General features: G+C 64.6%; 17 protein-coding genes and 1 pseudogene. 8 read left to right on the top strand and 10 right to left on the bottom strand.

Annotated features, from left to right (window positions below):
- The first annotated feature begins 5 nt into the window (after positions 1–5).
- Entirely contained in the window at positions 6–923 is a 918-nt protein-coding gene (locus tag FJ954_RS28385) for a LysR family transcriptional regulator (RefSeq protein WP_140665029.1), read from the top strand.
- Positions 924–986: 63 nt separating this feature from the next.
- On the opposite strand, the gene FJ954_RS28380 is transcribed toward FJ954_RS28385, so the two are convergent.
- Positions 987–1436: a GatB/YqeY domain-containing protein gene (locus tag FJ954_RS28380; RefSeq protein WP_023781512.1), complete on the bottom strand. Its 450-nt coding sequence runs from the start codon at positions 1434–1436 to the stop codon at positions 987–989.
- Positions 1437–1711: 275 nt separating this feature from the next.
- Between FJ954_RS28380 and carA the strand changes: the two genes are divergently transcribed.
- A complete protein-coding gene (gene carA / locus FJ954_RS28375; protein ID WP_140665026.1) occupies positions 1712–2917 on the top strand; it encodes a glutamine-hydrolyzing carbamoyl-phosphate synthase small subunit in 1206 nt (401 codons plus the stop codon).
- A gap of 297 nt (positions 2918–3214) precedes the next feature.
- Here carA and FJ954_RS32305 read toward each other — a convergent pair whose 3' ends face one another.
- The 4 genes and pseudogenes from FJ954_RS32305 to FJ954_RS28360 all read right to left on the bottom strand — a co-directional run bounded on the left by FJ954_RS32305 (position 3215) and on the right by FJ954_RS28360 (position 6479).
- Positions 3215–3748, bottom strand: coding sequence for an aldo/keto reductase (locus FJ954_RS32305; RefSeq protein WP_281407736.1), 534 nt, complete (start codon positions 3746–3748; stop codon positions 3215–3217).
- 154 nt (positions 3749–3902) lie between these two features.
- Positions 3903–4136 (bottom strand): annotated as a pseudogene (locus FJ954_RS32300) (aldo/keto reductase); the annotation flags it as partial.
- Positions 4133–5398 (bottom strand): TCR/Tet family MFS transporter, encoded by a 1266-nt coding sequence (locus FJ954_RS28365; protein ID WP_140665023.1) that lies wholly within the window; start codon positions 5396–5398, stop codon positions 4133–4135. The gene FJ954_RS28365 and the pseudogene FJ954_RS32300, both read right to left, overlap by 4 nt.
- Positions 5399–5555: 157 nt before the next feature.
- Positions 5556–6479, bottom strand: coding sequence for a neutral zinc metallopeptidase (locus FJ954_RS28360; protein WP_015316203.1), 924 nt, complete (start codon positions 6477–6479; stop codon positions 5556–5558).
- Between the two features lie 235 nt (positions 6480–6714).
- On the opposite strand from FJ954_RS28360, the gene FJ954_RS28355 reads away from it, so the two are divergent.
- Complete coding sequence (locus FJ954_RS28355; RefSeq protein WP_140665021.1) at positions 6715–6894, top strand: hypothetical protein; 180 nt, start codon at positions 6715–6717, stop codon at positions 6892–6894.
- A gap of 91 nt (positions 6895–6985) precedes the next feature.
- Here FJ954_RS28355 and FJ954_RS28345 read toward each other — a convergent pair whose 3' ends face one another.
- The 3 genes from FJ954_RS28345 to mntR form a co-directional block, all read right to left on the bottom strand.
- Positions 6986–7702: an alpha/beta hydrolase gene (locus FJ954_RS28345; protein ID WP_348641146.1), complete on the bottom strand. Its 717-nt coding sequence runs from the start codon at positions 7700–7702 to the stop codon at positions 6986–6988.
- Between the two features lie 166 nt (positions 7703–7868).
- Positions 7869–8057: a hypothetical protein gene (locus FJ954_RS28340; RefSeq protein ID WP_015316201.1), complete on the bottom strand. Its 189-nt coding sequence runs from the start codon at positions 8055–8057 to the stop codon at positions 7869–7871.
- 104 nt (positions 8058–8161) lie between these two features.
- Positions 8162–8611 carry a manganese-binding transcriptional regulator MntR gene (gene mntR, locus FJ954_RS28335; RefSeq protein WP_015316200.1) on the bottom strand — a complete coding sequence of 150 codons (450 nt, stop codon included), beginning with the start codon at positions 8609–8611 and terminating at the stop codon, positions 8162–8164.
- Positions 8612–8844: 233 nt separating this feature from the next.
- On the opposite strand from mntR, the gene FJ954_RS28330 reads away from it, so the two are divergent.
- The 3 genes from FJ954_RS28330 (at position 8845) to FJ954_RS28320 (ending at position 11861) form a co-directional block, all read left to right on the top strand.
- Positions 8845–10209 (top strand): Nramp family divalent metal transporter, encoded by a 1365-nt coding sequence (locus FJ954_RS28330; RefSeq protein WP_140617781.1) that lies wholly within the window; start codon positions 8845–8847, stop codon positions 10207–10209.
- 53 nt (positions 10210–10262) lie between these two features.
- Positions 10263–11099 carry a protein-L-isoaspartate O-methyltransferase gene (locus FJ954_RS28325; RefSeq protein WP_140665018.1) on the top strand — a complete coding sequence of 279 codons (837 nt, stop codon included), beginning with the start codon at positions 10263–10265 and terminating at the stop codon, positions 11097–11099.
- Between the two features lie 111 nt (positions 11100–11210).
- Positions 11211–11861 carry a dihydrofolate reductase family protein gene (locus FJ954_RS28320; protein WP_140665015.1) on the top strand — a complete coding sequence of 217 codons (651 nt, stop codon included), beginning with the start codon at positions 11211–11213 and terminating at the stop codon, positions 11859–11861.
- A 9-nt stretch (positions 11862–11870) separates the two neighbouring features.
- Here the strand turns inward: FJ954_RS28320 and FJ954_RS28315 are convergent, their stop codons facing one another.
- Complete coding sequence (locus tag FJ954_RS28315; protein WP_140665068.1) at positions 11871–12740, bottom strand: LysR substrate-binding domain-containing protein; 870 nt, start codon at positions 12738–12740, stop codon at positions 11871–11873.
- A 96-nt stretch (positions 12741–12836) separates the two neighbouring features.
- Here FJ954_RS28315 and FJ954_RS28310 point away from each other — a divergent pair, with 96 nt between their 5' ends.
- Positions 12837–13436: a LysE family translocator gene (locus FJ954_RS28310; protein ID WP_140665012.1), complete on the top strand. Its 600-nt coding sequence runs from the start codon at positions 12837–12839 to the stop codon at positions 13434–13436.
- A gap of 20 nt (positions 13437–13456) precedes the next feature.
- On the opposite strand, the gene FJ954_RS28305 is transcribed toward FJ954_RS28310, so the two are convergent.
- Positions 13457–14251 carry an SDR family oxidoreductase gene (locus FJ954_RS28305; protein WP_140665010.1) on the bottom strand — a complete coding sequence of 265 codons (795 nt, stop codon included), beginning with the start codon at positions 14249–14251 and terminating at the stop codon, positions 13457–13459.
- Between the two features lie 273 nt (positions 14252–14524).
- On the opposite strand from FJ954_RS28305, the gene FJ954_RS28300 reads away from it, so the two are divergent.
- Positions 14525–14983 (top strand): MarR family winged helix-turn-helix transcriptional regulator, encoded by a 459-nt coding sequence (locus FJ954_RS28300; RefSeq protein ID WP_015316193.1) that lies wholly within the window; start codon positions 14525–14527, stop codon positions 14981–14983.
- Positions 14984–14993: the final 10 nt, after the last annotated feature.

The raw sequence follows: 14993 nt of genomic DNA, 5'->3' as shown, positions 1-14993 counted from the left end.
CTGACATGGCCGAATTCACCTTGCACGACCTCCAGTGCTTCGACGCGGTGATCCGCAGCGGCGGCTTTCAGCCGGCCGCGGCCCTGCTCCATCGCTCGCATCCGGCGGTGTTCGCCGCCGTCGCCAGGCTCGAACGACAGCTTGATCTCGTCCTCCTGGATCGCGGCGGCTATCGCGTGCGGGCGACCGAAGCGGGGCTGTCGTTCCATCGACGGGCGCAATCGCTGCTGCGCGAACTGGAAGGCCTGAGCGTCCACGCCGCCCAGCTCTCGATGGGCGATGAAAGCGATATCCACGTCGTGATCGGCGACCTCTGCCCGCGCCCGCACGTACTGGGCATGCTTGGGCGGTTCTTCGCCCAGTGCCCCGGCACGCGGCTGCATCTCCATTTCGAAGCCGTCGGCGGCCCGTGGGAACGCCTTTTTGACGACAAAGCCGATCTCATCCTGCACTGGATCGACAAGGGCGACGTACGGGTGGAATGGATCGATCTCAGCAAGGTGTCGTTCATTCCCGTCGTGGCGCCGGGCTTTCTGCCGGAGCGCGTCGAACAACCGGTCACACTGGAGAAGATGCAGGCATTCACCCAGTGCGTGATGCGCGACACCGCCCTGCATTCGCCACGACAGGACTATTTCGTGGCCGAGGGCGCGCCGCGATGCCTGGTCCCCGATCAGGCCATGAAGAAGGAACTCATCCTGCAAGGGCTCGGCTGGGGCCACCTGCCTCACTTCCTGATCGCGGAAGAGCTGCGCGACGCCCAGCTGTTATCCATAGCCGGCCGTCATCTGCCGGGCCGCACCGACGAATTGGTGGTGGCGCGCCGCCGCGACCGGCCGCACGGCCCGATCGCCAATCGCTTGTGGGACCATATCCAGCGTGAAGCACCGGCATTGCGCCGCGCATTGGAGCCTCGGATCTAACGGCAAGCCGCGGCTTGGCGTCGAGTGGCCGTGTTTGAAGCCGACGATGCGAGAGTAAAAAGCCTACTGCAACAACCCCTTGACGATGCCGCTGGCCTTGCCGAAATCCATCTGGCCGGCATATTTCTGCTTCAGCGCCGCGATCACCTTGCCCATGTCCTTCTGGCTGGCCGCACCGGTCGCGGCAATCGCCTCGCGCGCCGCCGCCGTGACCGCCGCATCGTCAAGCTGCGTCGGCAGGAAGCCGCGGATGATCTCCATCTCGCCGCGTTCCTGCGCGGCCAGTTCCGGGCGCTTGCCGTCCTCGAACGCCTTGGCCGATTCCTCGCGCTGCTTCACCATCTTGGCCAGGATCTGCAGGATTTCCTCATCGCTGGCGGGTTCCTTGCCGGCACCGCGATTGGCGATGTCGCGGTCGTGGATGGCGGCCTGGATCAGCCGCAATGTCGGCAGCCGGTGCTTGTCCTGCGCCTTCATCGCGGTCTTCAGGGATTCGGCGATTTTCGCGCGCATTGCTCTCTCTCCTTCGGTCGGCGCGGACAATAGCGCCGGGGACAGGCCAACGCAAACCCTGATGTGCCAGGGCAAGCCTATGATATTCCTCAATGAAATAAATCGCGGCCGCGTTTCGCATGATCATTGACCGCCCTGCCCCCTTCCCCTATGTACTGGGCCTTGCATGAACTGAAGCTTGGGTGCGTGGAGGCCGCGAATTCGCCGCTTCGCGCCGTTTGCCGCGCCAACGCCCGCCGGGCTATGGAAGCGCGCGGCTTGATAGGAGTGCCGCCATGGCCGAGATGACGCCCGCCTGGGCCACTGAAAAGCCGACCGCCCTTCTGGTGCTGGCCGACGGCACCGTCATCGAGGGTCGCGGCCTCGGCGCCACCGGCTCGGCGGTCGCCGAGGTCTGCTTCAACACGGCACTTACCGGCTACCAGGAAATCCTCACCGACCCCTCCTATGCCGGCCAGATCGTCACCTTCACCTTCCCGCATATCGGCAATATCGGCACCAATGGCGAGGACATCGAAGACCTCAATCCGGCCGCTCGTGCCGGCGCCGTCGGTGCCGTGTTCAAGGCCGATGTCACCAACCCGTCCAATTACCGCGCCGCCGGCCATCTCGACCAGTGGCTGAAGAAGCGGGGCATCGTCGCGCTGTCGGGCATCGACACCCGCGCGCTCACCGCGCTGATCCGCGAAAAGGGCATGCCCAATGCCGTCATCGCCCACGCGCCCGACGGCGTCTTCGACCTCGACGACCTGAAGCGGCGTGCCGCCGCATGGTCGGGCCTGATCGGGCTCGATCTCGCCAAGGAGGTCACGTCGGGCCAGTCTTCTGTCTGGCGCGAGACGCCTTGGGCGTGGAACGAAGGCTTTGGCGAACAGGCGGAGCCTTCGCTGCACGTCGTCGCCATCGACTACGGCGTCAAGCGCAACATATTGCGGCTGCTCGCCGGTCTGGGCGCCAAGGTGACGGTGGTTCCGGCCAGCACCGGTTCGGAAGAAATCCTCGCCATGCGGCCCGACGGCATTTTCCTCTCCAACGGCCCCGGCGACCCGGAAGCCACCGGCGACTATGCCGTGCCGGTCATCCAGGACCTGCTCAAGACCGACATTCCGGTGTTCGGCATTTGCCTCGGCCACCAGATGCTGGCGTTGGCGCTGGGCGGCAAGACCGCCAAGATGCACCAGGGCCATCACGGCGCCAACCATCCGGTCAAGGATCACACCACCGGCAAGGTCGAGATCGTTTCGATGAACCACGGCTTTGCCGTCGATGCCGACTCGCTGCCCGCGGGTGTCGAGGAAACCCATGTCTCGCTGTTCGACGGCTCGAATTGCGGCATCGCGTTGACCGGCCGCCCGGTGTTCTCGGTCCAGCATCACCCCGAGGCTTCGCCCGGCCCACAGGATTCGCACTACCTGTTCCGCCGCTTCGTCAACCTCATCCGCGAAAAGCGCGGCGAGGAATTGCTGGCGGAAAGGGCCTGATCCTAGGTTCAGCTTCCGCCGTTTTTCACAGGTCGTCCGAGTAACCGGCCTTCAGACGCGGCCAGCCGGCAACTGCGTTGGAAACTTGGTTCTCGTCAGGTCCTTCGCCTGGTTGTCCCTCCGCCTCCCGCTGGCTTCCGATCAAGGCGCCCGTTCGCCGGCATGCCTTTCGATTAGCTCCGCGACCCCGTCCGCGTTGTCGGCGACCACATAATGGCTGGCGCCCTGTATCTGCGCGCCCTCGAAGCCGGAATAGGAGCATTCAACCAGCCGTCGTCGATCGCGGGTTAGGCTGGCCTATGCCACCGGCCGCCCCTCGCTCGCCTCCAGAATGGCGAACCAGTGCTCGCGGTCGAGGCTGATATCCAGTGCCTTGACCATGGCGGCCAGCCGTTCCGGCTTCATCGAACCGAGCACCGGCACCGGCCGGGCCGGATGGCGCAGCAGCCAGGCGATGGCGATGGTGGCGAGATCGCCGGCACCGATCTCGGCCGCGACGGCCGCCAGCGCTGCCCGCACACGCGCCTCGCGCTGCTCCTTGCCGGTGAACAGCGAACCCCCGCCAAGCGGCGACCAGATCATCGGCGCGTAGGACAGGCGCTGCGCATGGTCGAGGCTGCCATCGGTCAGCGCCGATGTCTTCATCACCGACAATTCGATCTGGTTGGTGGCGAGTGAAAACGGCAGCCGCGACGCCAGCAGGTCGAATTGCGAAGACGTGAAATTGGACACGCCGACTGCCCTCACCTTGCCGGATTTGACCAGCGCGGCGAGTGCCGCCGCCGTCTCGTCGGCATCCATCAGGGGATCTGGCCGGTGCAGCAGCAACAGGTCGAGATAGTCGGTGCGCAGATTGGCGAGCGAGCGGTCGACCGAGACGGTTATGTGAGCGGCACCGGTGTCGTAATTGCTTCAGCCGGTTTTGCGGTCGGCTGTTCGAGGCCAGCACGATGTCGCATTTCGATATCAGCTCGATCGCCTCGCGCCTGCCTTGCCAACGCGCCAGCCCGGCGCCGAAGGCCGCCTCGACTTCGTAGCTGCCGTAGATGTCGGCATGATCGAAACTGGTCAGGCCGAGATCGACGGCGTTGCCGATCAGCCGGGCGACCTGGTCGGCATCCGGGCGCACTGGGCCGTCGAACAGGCGCCGGGCACCGAAGACCAGCCGCGACAACGACACCCCGTCCCTGGTCAACGCGATGCGGCTGTCATGGCTCATGCCTGCGCTCGGTCATTGGCCACGCCGGTGGTGACGTTTGCGACCGTCGCCGGCCTGGCCACCTTGGTGACGAAGACGATGACCGCCAGCACCAGGAAGCATGCACCGACCAGATAGGGCGCGCCGCCGAAGGTTACGGGCGCGCTGGGGCCGGTGAACCAGGAAAAGATCGCGGTATAGAGCAGCGGCGTGACGATCGAGGTGATCGAGAAGATCGAGGTCATCGCGCCTTGCAATTCGCCTTGTGCCGAAGGGGGAACCTTGGCTGCGGCGAGGCTTCTCAGCGGCGGATCGGCCAGCGCTTCCAGGCAGCCGACGACGATCACCGCGTAGACCATCCAGCCTTGCGAGGCGAAGGCATAGCCGAAGGCGCTGGCCGCGGTGAACGTCAGGCCGATGACCGCCGTCCTCCACTCGCCGAGCCTGGGGATGACGCGCGGCAGCACCGTGCCCATGACGATGGCGCCGCACAGGCCGAAAGCGCCGAGCGAGAAGCCGATCTGCTGCTCGCTCCAGCCGTAGCGGTAGTTGGAGACGAACGACCACACCGCCGGATACATCATGTGGCCGAGCGTCATCAGGAAGAAGACCAGCCCAATCCAGCCGATGCCCTGATATTGGCGCATCTGCAGAAGCGTGCCGACCGGGTTGGCACGTTTCCACTCGAAGCGGCGGCGGTGCTTTTCATCGAGCGTTTCGGGTAGGAAGAACATTGCGATGAGGAAGTTCACGAAGGCGAGCCCGGCGGCGAAAAAGAACGGCACGCGCGGCCCGAACGTACCGAGCAATCCGCCAAGCACCGGCCCGATGACGAAGCCGACGCCGAAGGCAATGCCGAGCAGGCCGAAATTCTTCGCCCGGTTCTCGTCGTTCGAAATATCGGCGATGAAGGCCGACGTCGTCGAATAGCTGGCGCCCGAAATGCCGGCCAGGACGCGGCCGATGAACAGCATCGGATAAGACCAGGCGATGGCACAGATCAAATTGTCGATGGAGAAGGTCAACACCGAGGCGAGCAGGATCGGCCGCCGCCCGAATCGGTCGCTCAGGCCGCCCATGATGGGCGCGAAGAAGAACTGCATGGCCGCATAGACGAAGAACAGCCAGCCGCCCTCGATCGCCGCTTCGCTGATGCCGACGCCGGTCAATTCCCTGAGAAAGGCCGGCAGCACCGGCATGATCATGCCGAAGCCGATGATATCGAGCAGCAGCGTGGTGAAAACCAGCGCAAGGCCCCGCTTGGCGGTTTTGGGATCGATCATGATGGGTCAAGCTCCTCTGGCCGCCTGGGGGGCGCGGGCGGACGCACCTTATAGGCGAGCCCGCGGAAAGGAACAGTGCGGGAACAGGCAGGAAGCTTTGATCCTGACACTCCCTGACGGCGCGTTGGCCGCCAGGTCCATGTCCGAAAACGGCTGCTTAGAGCGGGCCGCTCATCGTGTTGCAGTCCGAAAGCTTGCCGCTCTTGTATCCGCGTGTCAGCCAGGTCTGCCGCTGCTGCGAGGTGCCGTGGTTGAAGCTTTCCGGCACGACATAGCCCTGCATCTTCTTCTGCAGCGTATCGTCGCCAATCTGCTTGGCCGCGTTCAGCGCGCTTTCGAAGTCGCCTTGCTCCAATATGCCCTTCTGCCCGGTGTAATGCGCCCACACGCCGGCGAAGCAGTCGGCCTGCAACTCGATGCGCACCGACAGCTGGTTGGCATCGGCTTCGCTCATGCCTTGCCGCATCTGGTTGAACTTCCCCATGATGCCGGTGAGGTTCTGCACGTGGTGGCCGACCTCATGCGCGATGACATAGGCGCGGGCGAACTCGCCGGAAGCGCCGAACTGCTGGTCGAGCTGCTGGAAGAAGGTCATGTCGAGATAGACCTTGTGGTCGCCCGGACAATAGAACGGTCCCGCCGCCGCCGAGGCAAAGCCGCAGGCGGAGCGGACCTGGCCGGAAAACAGCACCAGCTTCGGGTCCTCATAGGTCAGGCCTTGCGACTTGAAGATGCCGGTCCAGGTGTCTTCCGTCTCGGCGAGCACGGTCGCCACGAACTGCTTCATCTCGTCATTGGCTGGCGTTGCGCCGCTGTCCTGGCCGCCGCTGTTGTCCGATATCTGGCCACCGCCGCCTGGCAGCAGGCCACCGTCGCCACCGCCCAGGATCGTTGAGGGATCAAAGCCGAAATACCATCCTGCCAGCACCACCAGGATGACGAGGAATATGCTACCGCCGCCACCGGCGCGGCCACCGATCGGAATGCGGAACTGGCCGCCACCACCACCGATCCCGCCGCCGCCGCCATCGCTGCGGTCGTCCTCGATATTGTCACTCTGACGACGGCCTCTCCAGAGCATGGCAACTCCTCGTGCTGCAAACTTCCCCATTGCCCCGGCAGGGCCGGCTCAATCCAACAAACAAGTATCGCAATGGTTGCTCCAAGTCACAGCATTTTTGCGGCCAGGCAGCGCCGCATGGCCGCTCCACCGCACTGGCCGGGAGCGCCGCAAGGCCTGTCGCATCGCCGGCATTGGGAGGGGTTCCAGGCTTGAGGGAGATCAGGGGTTTCCTGTCGCTGCTGGTGGCGTTGCCGTGCCTCGGGCTGCGAATGCCGGCGCGGTGACGCTCGATGCCAGCGTCGCCGTCACCGATCCGGCCACGTTGCAGGCGCTGGAGCGCGGCGGCCTGTCGATCAGCCGTTTGCTCGGCCCCGCGCTCGGCGTCACCCGCGACGTCGACAATCGCGGCCCTTACAAAAGGCGGGTAGCTTGATATAAACAGGTTGGCGGCTCGTAGCTCAGGGGAAGAGCGCCAGTCATGTGCTGGAGGCCCCGGTCGAGACGGGCGGGTCCGCCACCAAATTTCATACTGAGACACTGCCAGCGCCCCAGCCGGCTTCCAGGCTCCGCCAGAACTGGAGGACCGTGGCGGCGACCGCCTCCGGCGCGTCTTCCTGGACGAGATGCTTGGCGCCGGGGACTGTCTGAAACGTCGCGCCGGGAATGCGCCGCGCCAGCTCCCTGCCGTCCTTTACCGGGATCCAATCGTCATTTTCGCCCCACAGGATGGTGACCGGACAGCGAATCTCGCCATATCGCCACTCCACCTCCTCCGTGTACCTGTCGTCCATCTGCGCGACTTGCCTCCAGAACGCCTTCTGGCCCTCGTCGCCAAGCCATGGACGCAGATAGGCCTGCATCTCGTCTGTGCGCAACGAATTGTCCGTCGCGCCATCGATGTAGGCCCGCAAGATCGCTTCGTGGACATATGCGGGCAGCCCGGCAAAAACCTTCTCGTTCTGCCTGGCTGCCTGGACCAGCGGCGAACCTTGCGGGCTGATCGCCACTGGATCGATCAGCACCAGCGAGCGGAACTCCAAACCGTTGAGCAGATGACCGCGCAGAGCGGTCGATCCGCCGAAATCATGCGCGACCACGTCGGGCCGTTCCAGCTTCCAGTGGCATAGAGCGCCGCGAACAGCTCGTTCTGCATGCCACGCGACACATCGCCGTCCGGCTTGTCCGACCAGCCATAGCCAAGCATGTCGAAATAGTGGACGCGTCGCTGCTTCGCCAGCCATGGCGCGATGCGGCGCTACTCGACCGAGGAGAATGGCGTGCCGCGGAGAACGACGGCGGGCGGTCCTTCCCCCATGACGCCCCAGGCGATCGAATGTCCCTGAAAGACAAAGCGTTCAGGCGGGCGCCACTCGATGGTCATCCGCATCGGTCCAGAACTGCTGCCGCTTACTCTTTCTGCTTGGCGCCGGCGCTCTTGCCGTCGGAGCTTTTCGAGCGTTCCTCGAAACGATCGGCGCCTTTCTTCAGCGGATGTCCCGTTTCGGCCTCGGTCTTGCGCTCGTCCCTGGCGGCCGCCTGTTCCAATCCTGTGGCTGCCTGCTTGCCTTTTGCGGTCGGTGCCTGCTCGATGCCCATTGCTTCCTCCCTGGCGCGCGATAGGCGCGCAATGAGAGGGGAACGCGCATAAGCGCCGGCAGTTCCAGCGGCTAACATGGTCGAAAACGCGGCAATGAAGCGCTTCAGCGCGCCGTCATCGCCTTGCGGAACGCTTCCAGCGTCTCGGCGCTGACATGGTGTTCGATGCCCTCGGCATCGATGCGCGCCGTCTCGGCGCTGACGCCGAGCGAGCGCAGAAAGGCCTCGACCGTCTGGTGGCGGATGCGGCTTTCCTCTGCGACCTTGCGGCCGGCATCGGTCAGGAACACGCCGCGATAGGGCTTTCGCGACACCAGCCCGTCGGCGCATAGCCGCGTCAGCATCTTGGCCACCGTCGGTTGGGCGACGCCGAGGCGCGCGGCGATGTCGACCTGGCGCGCCTCGTTGCCGTCCTCGATCAGGTCGGCGATCAGTTCGACATAATCCTCGACCAGCGCGCTGCGGCGCGCTTCGCGCGTCTGCCGGAACCCTTCCGAATGGACATCGGCATCGAGCAACGGCTCACGCGGGACCGGTCTGTTCTTCAGCGCCAATGCGCGCTCCTCCTCGGGAGTTTGCCGTCCCTGCTTTTATAGCACGGGCTCTGATTCTTCAGGCCGTTTATTTGCATTCCGAGAGAGGCGCAACCGGCGTCTCCGGGGGCGTCATCCTCGCACGCACAGCGCGACATGCTAAAAAGCACCGACAATGAAATATAGCCTATTGCATAATGTTGAGCCATGGCATACCTTGAGGGCATCCTCCGGAAGTCGCGGAAAGCCTTTTCATGTCAGAAGCAGACGTCACAACCTCCCGGTCCGCATGGCGGTTCGCCAGACGGGATGAAGACGATCAGCCCAGCCTGCGCGAGGTCAACTCCTCCATCGCGGTGCCGACATCAGGCGTCTGGTTCCGCCGCTTGTTCGCCTTCATGGGTCCCGGCTACATGGTCTCGGTCGGCTACATGGACCCGGGCAACTGGGCGACCGACCTCGCCGGCGGCGCGCAGTTCGGCTACACGCTTTTGTTCATCATCATGCTGTCCAACCTGATGGCGATCCTGCTGCAGGCGCTGGCCGCGCGCCTTGGCATCGCCACCGGCCGCGACCTCGCCCAGGCCTGCCGCGCCTACTATCCGCGCCCCGTCAATCTCGTGCTGTGGATCGCCTGCGAACTCGCCATCATCGCCTGCGACCTCGCCGAGGTGATCGGCACCGCGATCGCGCTGCAGCTTTTGTTCGGCATCCCGCTGATCGGCGGCGCCATGCTCACCGCGCTCGACGCTTTCCTGGTTCTGCTCCTGATGAACAAGGGGTTCCGCTATCTCGAAGCCTTCGTCGTCGCGCTTTTGGTCATCATCTTCAGCTGCTTTGCCATCCAGATCTTCGTTGCCGCTCCGCCGGCCGGCACGATCCTGCATTCGATGTTCGTGCCGTCCTCCGAAATCGTCACCGATCCAGCGATGCTCTACATCGCCATCGGCATCATCGGCGCAACGGTGATGCCGCACAATCTCTACCTGCATTCCTCGATCGTGCAGACCCGCGCCTATGAGCGCACGGAGGCCGGAAAACGAGATGCCATCAAATGGGCGACGACGGACTCCACCATCGCCCTGATGCTGGCGCTGTTCGTCAACGCCGCCATCCTGATCGTCGCGGCCGTCGCCTTCCACGAAACCGGCCACCAGGATGTCGCCGAGATCGACCAGGCTTTCAAGCTGCTGTCGCCGCTGCTTGGCCTCGGCATCGCCTCGATCCTGTTTGCCGTGGCACTGCTGGCGTCGGGCTTGAATTCGACGGTGACGGCGACGCTCGCCGGCCAGATCATCATGGAAGGTTTTCTGCGCCTGCGCATCCCGAACTGGGCGCGGCGCCTGCTGACCCGCGGCCTCGCCATCATACCGGTGGTGGTCGTCACCGCGCTCTATGGCGAGAAGGGCACTGGCCAGTTGCTGGTCTTCAGCCAGGTGGTGTTGTCCATGCAGCTGCCTTTCGCGGTCGTCCCGCTGGTGCAGTTCGTGTCCGACAAGAAGAAGATGGGCAATCTCGCCATCCCGCGCGGCGTCGCCGCACTGGCCTGGGTGGTCGCGGCAATCATCCTGGTGCTCAATTTCAAGCTGCTCTACGACACCATGTTCGGGGTTGGTTGAAGTTCCGTCTAATCACGGGACAAACCGCCGGATCGCGCTATCTTCCCGATGCCATGAGCGACATCGAGGACATCAGGACATTCTACGCGCGGCTGATGGCGGTCAACGCCGCCTCATCGGACCCGCGCCTGGAAGAGGTGTTCGCCAGCGTACCGCGCGAGGCCTTCCTTGGCCCCGGGCCATGGACGGTCATCACCGGCAACGGCACGGTCACCACGCCAAGCGCCGATCCGGCCCACATCTGCCAGAACGTCCTGGTAGCGCTCGATACCGACAAGGGCATCAACAATGGCGAGCCCTTTCTGCACGCCATGTGGATCGGAAAACTCGCGCCAAAGCCTGGTGAGGCCATCACGCATATCGGCGCCGGCAGCGGTTACTACACGGCTTTGCTGGCCAAACTGGTTTCGCCAGGCGGCACCGTCACCGCCTTTGAGATCGACGAAAACCTGGCCGGGCTGGCACGCAAGAATCTCGAAACCTACGGCAATGCGACCATTGTCCATGGCGATGCCGTGACGTCGCCGCTGCCGCCATCCGACATCATCTATGTCAATGCCGGTGTCGTTGCCCCTCCCGCCGGATGGCTGAAAGCGTTGCGCCCCGGCGGCCGCATGATCTTCCCCTGGCGTCCCGCCGAGCGCGTCCCGCTGGCGATGCTGGTGACCCGCACCGAAAAGGGCTTTGCCTGCGATCCGTTCATGCGTGCCTGGTTCATCCCATGCTTCGGCGCCTCGCTCGCGGATCTTGCGGCGAAGATCCCGACACGCGAGCAGGCCACGCGCAGCCGCTCGATCTGGCTGGTCGAGGACAGGCAGCCGGACCGCACCGCCACGGCGATCTTCGAGCATGTCTGGTTCTCGTCGAAAGCCGTGAGCGTCCGCGGCTGACCTATCGAGGGCGGACCAAATCTCGCGGCCTTTGTCGGGACGGGCGCGGTTGCTCCGTCCTTGGGTTGAAGTCCGGCCGCGATGGCGTGGCCGCAAGCAAGGGAGAGCACAATGAGAAAGATCATCGCCGCGACCTTCGTCAGCCTCGATGGCGTCATGCAGGCGCCGGGAGGGCCGGAAGAGGATCCGGTCGGTGGCTTCGAATTCGGCGGCTGGACGTTCCACTATTTTGACGAGGTGGGAGGCGCGGCAATGGAGGAATTGTTCTCCAAACCCTTCGCCCTGCTGCTCGGCCGCAGAACCTACGACATCTTCGCCGCGTACTGGCCCTACCAGAAAGATCCGATCGCGGATGCGTTCAACCCCGCGACCAAGTATGTGGCGACCCATCGGCCGGATACTTTGACCTGGCAGAACACGCACGCGCTTGGGCCCGATATCATCACGGCTTTGCGTCGCCTCAAGCAGGAAGATGGACCTGACCTGCTCATCCAGGGATCTGGCGATCTCATTCAGACCCTGCTCGCCAACGGGCTGATCGACGAGATCCGGCTGATGATCTTCCCGCTGTTGCTGGGCAAGGGCAAGCGGCTGTTCGGCGAGGCCGCGATGCCGGCCGCTTTCAAGCTTGTCAAATCGCAGACTTCGACCACCGGCGTCATCATCGCGACCTATGAGCGCGCGGGCGAAATCAAGGTCGGCTCCTTTGTCACGGGCGAGCCATCCCCGGCCGAACTCGAGCGGCGCAAGAACTGGAAGTAAATTCGGGCATCAGGCAGCCTGCGATCGCCGCGCCAGCCCATCGCGTATATGGCGTGCGAATTCCTGCGCCGCCGTGCTGACGCCATGCCTCGGCAGGTGCAGGTTGATGGCAAAATTCGGCAGCGGCGGCAGGCCGCTGTCGAACGGCAATATGTCGAGATCGGCTGGCACGGTGGAAGCGAGCCATGTGGTGACGGCGAGGTCGGAACGCACCGTCGCCGTCGTCGCGTCGATGTTGCCGTTCTCGAACACGCTGCGCCATTCCAGCCCATGCTCGTTGAGTGCCGCCAGCACCACCGGCCGGAAGGCGCAGGTGTCGGCAACGATCGAGACGGGCAATGGCCGCTTGGCGCGAGCCACCCCACCCCTTGCGCCGACCCAGACCAGCCGGTCGATGGCCAGGCATTCGCCCGAGGTCGGGCCGACCCGCTCCTCGATTACCGCGAGGTCGATGGTTCCGGCCGCGAGCGCCGCCGCCAGTTCCGGCGAGGAGGCGCAGACCAGCGATGTCTCGACCTGCGGATAGGCCTCGGCATAGGCCTTCAGGACGGGAGCCAGCAAAGTGCCGACAAGGTCGTAGGGAACGCCGAGACGCACCTGTCCGGCGACAGCGCTCCCCACCATCTCGGTCCAGATCTCGTCATTGAGGCTGAGCAGGCGCCTTGCCTTGTCGAACAGTCGCTCGCCGGAATGGGTCAGCCGCAGACCGCGCCGATCGCGCTCGAACAGCCCACAGCCGAGCGTTTCTTCCAGCCGCTTGACCTGCTGGCTGACCGCGCCCTGCGTCAGGTGCAGCGCGTTGGCCGCCGCCGTCATGCTGGCCTTGTCGGCGACGGTGACGAAGGTGCGCATGAGACTGGTATCGAGATTGCGGATCATGACCGGCATTATAAGTGCTAATGACGATCATCGCAAACATTGCATTTACTGATGTCACGCTCAGTCTACCATGAAGCCTCCCACAAAGGGCGCTCCATGCTCCAGCCGATCCTGCCGCTCATCCTGTTTGCCTTCGTGGCCACCGCGACGCCCGGTATCGCCACGACACTGTCGACCGCTTCGGGCGCGCAGTTCGGCTTTCGCCGCTCGGTTCCCTTGATGATCGGCAGTGCCGCCGGCCTCGCGACCGTGACGGGGGCGGCGGCCGCCGGACTTGCCGGGCTGCTGCTTGCCATGCCCTCGCTGCAGCTTGCCATGAAGATCGCCGGCTCGCTCTACCTCGTCTGGCTGGCAATCAAGATCGGCCGCGCCGGCCCGCCCAATCTCGATGTCGCCATGGCCAAACCCAACAGTTTTCTGGGCGGCGCCGGCATCCAGTGGATGAACCCCAAGGGCTGGGCGATGGGTCTGGGCGCGGCGGCCTCCTTCGCCGCGCTTGCCGACGGTCCGGGACAACTCGCTTTGCTGCTCGGCTCGACCTTCGGCCTCACCGCCGCCATCTCGCTGTCCGTCTGGTGCGTGGCCGGCATGGTGCTGGCGCGGCTGCTCAAGGCCGAGTGGCAATGGCGCGCGCTCAACATCGTGCTGGCGCTGGTGCTCGCCGCCTCGATCATCCCGATGTGGCGGACGGCCTGACGGCCGGCCGCCACGTCAGCCTAAGCCGCGTAGCGCGGGGCCGGCTTGTCGGCGTGCAGGCTGCCATAGAAGGCCTGGCGGGCGCCTAGGAATGTGTCCAGCTTTCCCGTGTCGGCAAGCGCCGGCACGGTGACGGCCTCGCCCCTGGCCAGGCCGACAAGGGCAGCGTCGACCATATCATCGGCGGTCATGACGATCTCCTTCGGCAGCTGGTCGATATCACCGCCGGAAAGCTCCCAGAAATCGGTCCGGGTCGCGCCCGGCAGCACCACCTGCACCGTCACTCCGGTGCCCGCGACCTCGCGATGCAGGGCTTCGGTGAAGTTGACGACATAGGCCTTGGTGCCGCTGTAGATGCCGCCGAACGAGGTGTCGAAGGCCAGGACCGAGGCGATGTTGACGATCCCGCCCCGGTTGCGCGCCAGGAGCCCAGGCAGCACGGCACGCGTCAGCCGGGTCAGAGCCACGACATTGACCTTGATCATGCGCTCGGCCGCGTCGGCATCGGCGGTTGCCACCACTGCCTGACCGCCAAGGCCGGCATTGTTGACCAGCAGCGTCACGGTTTCGTCGGCTGATATCGACTGCTCGACACGGCGCACATCGCCGTCGTCGGACAGATCGGCGCTGATCACGCTCACGTTGCGGCCGTGGTCATGGCGCAACTTCCCGGCCAGCGCCTGCAGCCGGTCGGCACGGCGCGCCACCAGCACCAGGTCGTAGCCCTGCCCCGCCAGTCGATCCGCATAGACGGCGCCGATCCCCGATGAAGCGCCGGTGACGACCGCCGTGCCCTTGTTGTCATTCTTGCTCATTGTCACGTTCCTTGTGTTCGCTGGCTCGGCCCCGGTGGATAAATATCGGCCGGCAAGGCTGCTATCCGAATTAGTGGTATATGCCACTTTCCGCGAAATAGGTATATGCCACCATCTTGTCAACGGCGGCGGCGAAAACTATTTCTGCGGCAGGCTGGCGCACCTGCCAGACAATTCCAGCAAGTGCCCAGCGGTTTTGCGTCCGGAATTGCGTAACAAGAGAGAGCATTGGAGGCGATGCGTTTCGCCGGAGATGCTCCACAAGGAGCGACCATGAGTGAAGCTGACGGATTTAGCCGTTGCAACAATGCCACTTTGCGGCGCACCGCACGCAGGCTCGGCCGGTTCTACGACGACGCGCTGGCGCCTTCCGGCCTGAAGGGCACGCAGTTCGGCCTGCTGTTCCAGATCAGTGTCGGCAGCGAGCCGGCGATGGGAGCCATTGCCGAGGCGCTGATCATGGATCTGTCGGCGCTCGGCCACACGCTGAAGCCCCTGGTCCGCGACGGCTATGTCGAAACCTTCCCCGACAAGGACGACCGCCGCGTCAAGCGCGTACGGCTGACGTCATCAGGACAGGCCAAGCTCGACGAGGCGATCAAGCTATGGAGCGTCGCCCAGCGGCAATTCGAGGCCATGATCGGCGCGGAGCAGGCCGCGAAACTGCGGGCCACGCTCGATGAAGTGGCTGCGTTGAAGCTGGAATTGCCCGCGGCCACTCCTTCCAGCTGAAGAAGCGGCC

The organism is Mesorhizobium sp. B2-3-15 (genome assembly GCF_006442875.1).
Classification (GTDB): domain Bacteria; phylum Pseudomonadota; class Alphaproteobacteria; order Rhizobiales; family Rhizobiaceae; genus Mesorhizobium; species Mesorhizobium australicum.
Note: the sequence above shows the minus strand (reverse complement) of the source record. Positions and strands in the feature narration are given on the sequence as shown.

Bases quoted from the DNA above. Each gene is read 5' to 3' on its own strand.
- FJ954_RS28305 (WP_140665010.1), bottom strand. From the start codon at position 14,251: ATGAGCAAGAATGACAACAAGGGCACGGCGGTCGTCACCGGCGCTTCA.
- FJ954_RS28345 (WP_348641146.1), bottom strand. From the start codon at position 7,702: ATGGCTGGCGAAGCAGCGACGCGTCCACTATTTCGACATGCTTGGCTA.
- FJ954_RS28340 (WP_015316201.1), bottom strand. From the start codon at position 8,057: ATGGGCATCGAGCAGGCACCGACCGCAAAAGGCAAGCAGGCAGCCACA.
- FJ954_RS28365 (WP_140665023.1), bottom strand. From the start codon at position 5,398: ATGATCGATCCCAAAACCGCCAAGCGGGGCCTTGCGCTGGTTTTCACC.
- FJ954_RS28320 (WP_140665015.1), top strand. From the start codon at position 11,211: ATGAGAAAGATCATCGCCGCGACCTTCGTCAGCCTCGATGGCGTCATG.
- FJ954_RS28325 (WP_140665018.1), top strand. From the start codon at position 10,263: ATGAGCGACATCGAGGACATCAGGACATTCTACGCGCGGCTGATGGCG.
- FJ954_RS28330 (WP_140617781.1), top strand. From the start codon at position 8,845: ATGTCAGAAGCAGACGTCACAACCTCCCGGTCCGCATGGCGGTTCGCC.
- FJ954_RS28380 (WP_023781512.1), bottom strand. From the start codon at position 1,436: ATGCGCGCGAAAATCGCCGAATCCCTGAAGACCGCGATGAAGGCGCAG.
- FJ954_RS28315 (WP_140665068.1), bottom strand. From the start codon at position 12,740: ATGATCCGCAATCTCGATACCAGTCTCATGCGCACCTTCGTCACCGTC.
- FJ954_RS28310 (WP_140665012.1), top strand. From the start codon at position 12,837: ATGCTCCAGCCGATCCTGCCGCTCATCCTGTTTGCCTTCGTGGCCACC.
- carA (WP_140665026.1), top strand. From the start codon at position 1,712: ATGGCCGAGATGACGCCCGCCTGGGCCACTGAAAAGCCGACCGCCCTT.
- FJ954_RS28385 (WP_140665029.1), top strand. From the start codon at position 6: ATGGCCGAATTCACCTTGCACGACCTCCAGTGCTTCGACGCGGTGATC.
- FJ954_RS28300 (WP_015316193.1), top strand. From the start codon at position 14,525: ATGAGTGAAGCTGACGGATTTAGCCGTTGCAACAATGCCACTTTGCGG.
- FJ954_RS28360 (WP_015316203.1), bottom strand. From the start codon at position 6,479: ATGCTCTGGAGAGGCCGTCGTCAGAGTGACAATATCGAGGACGACCGC.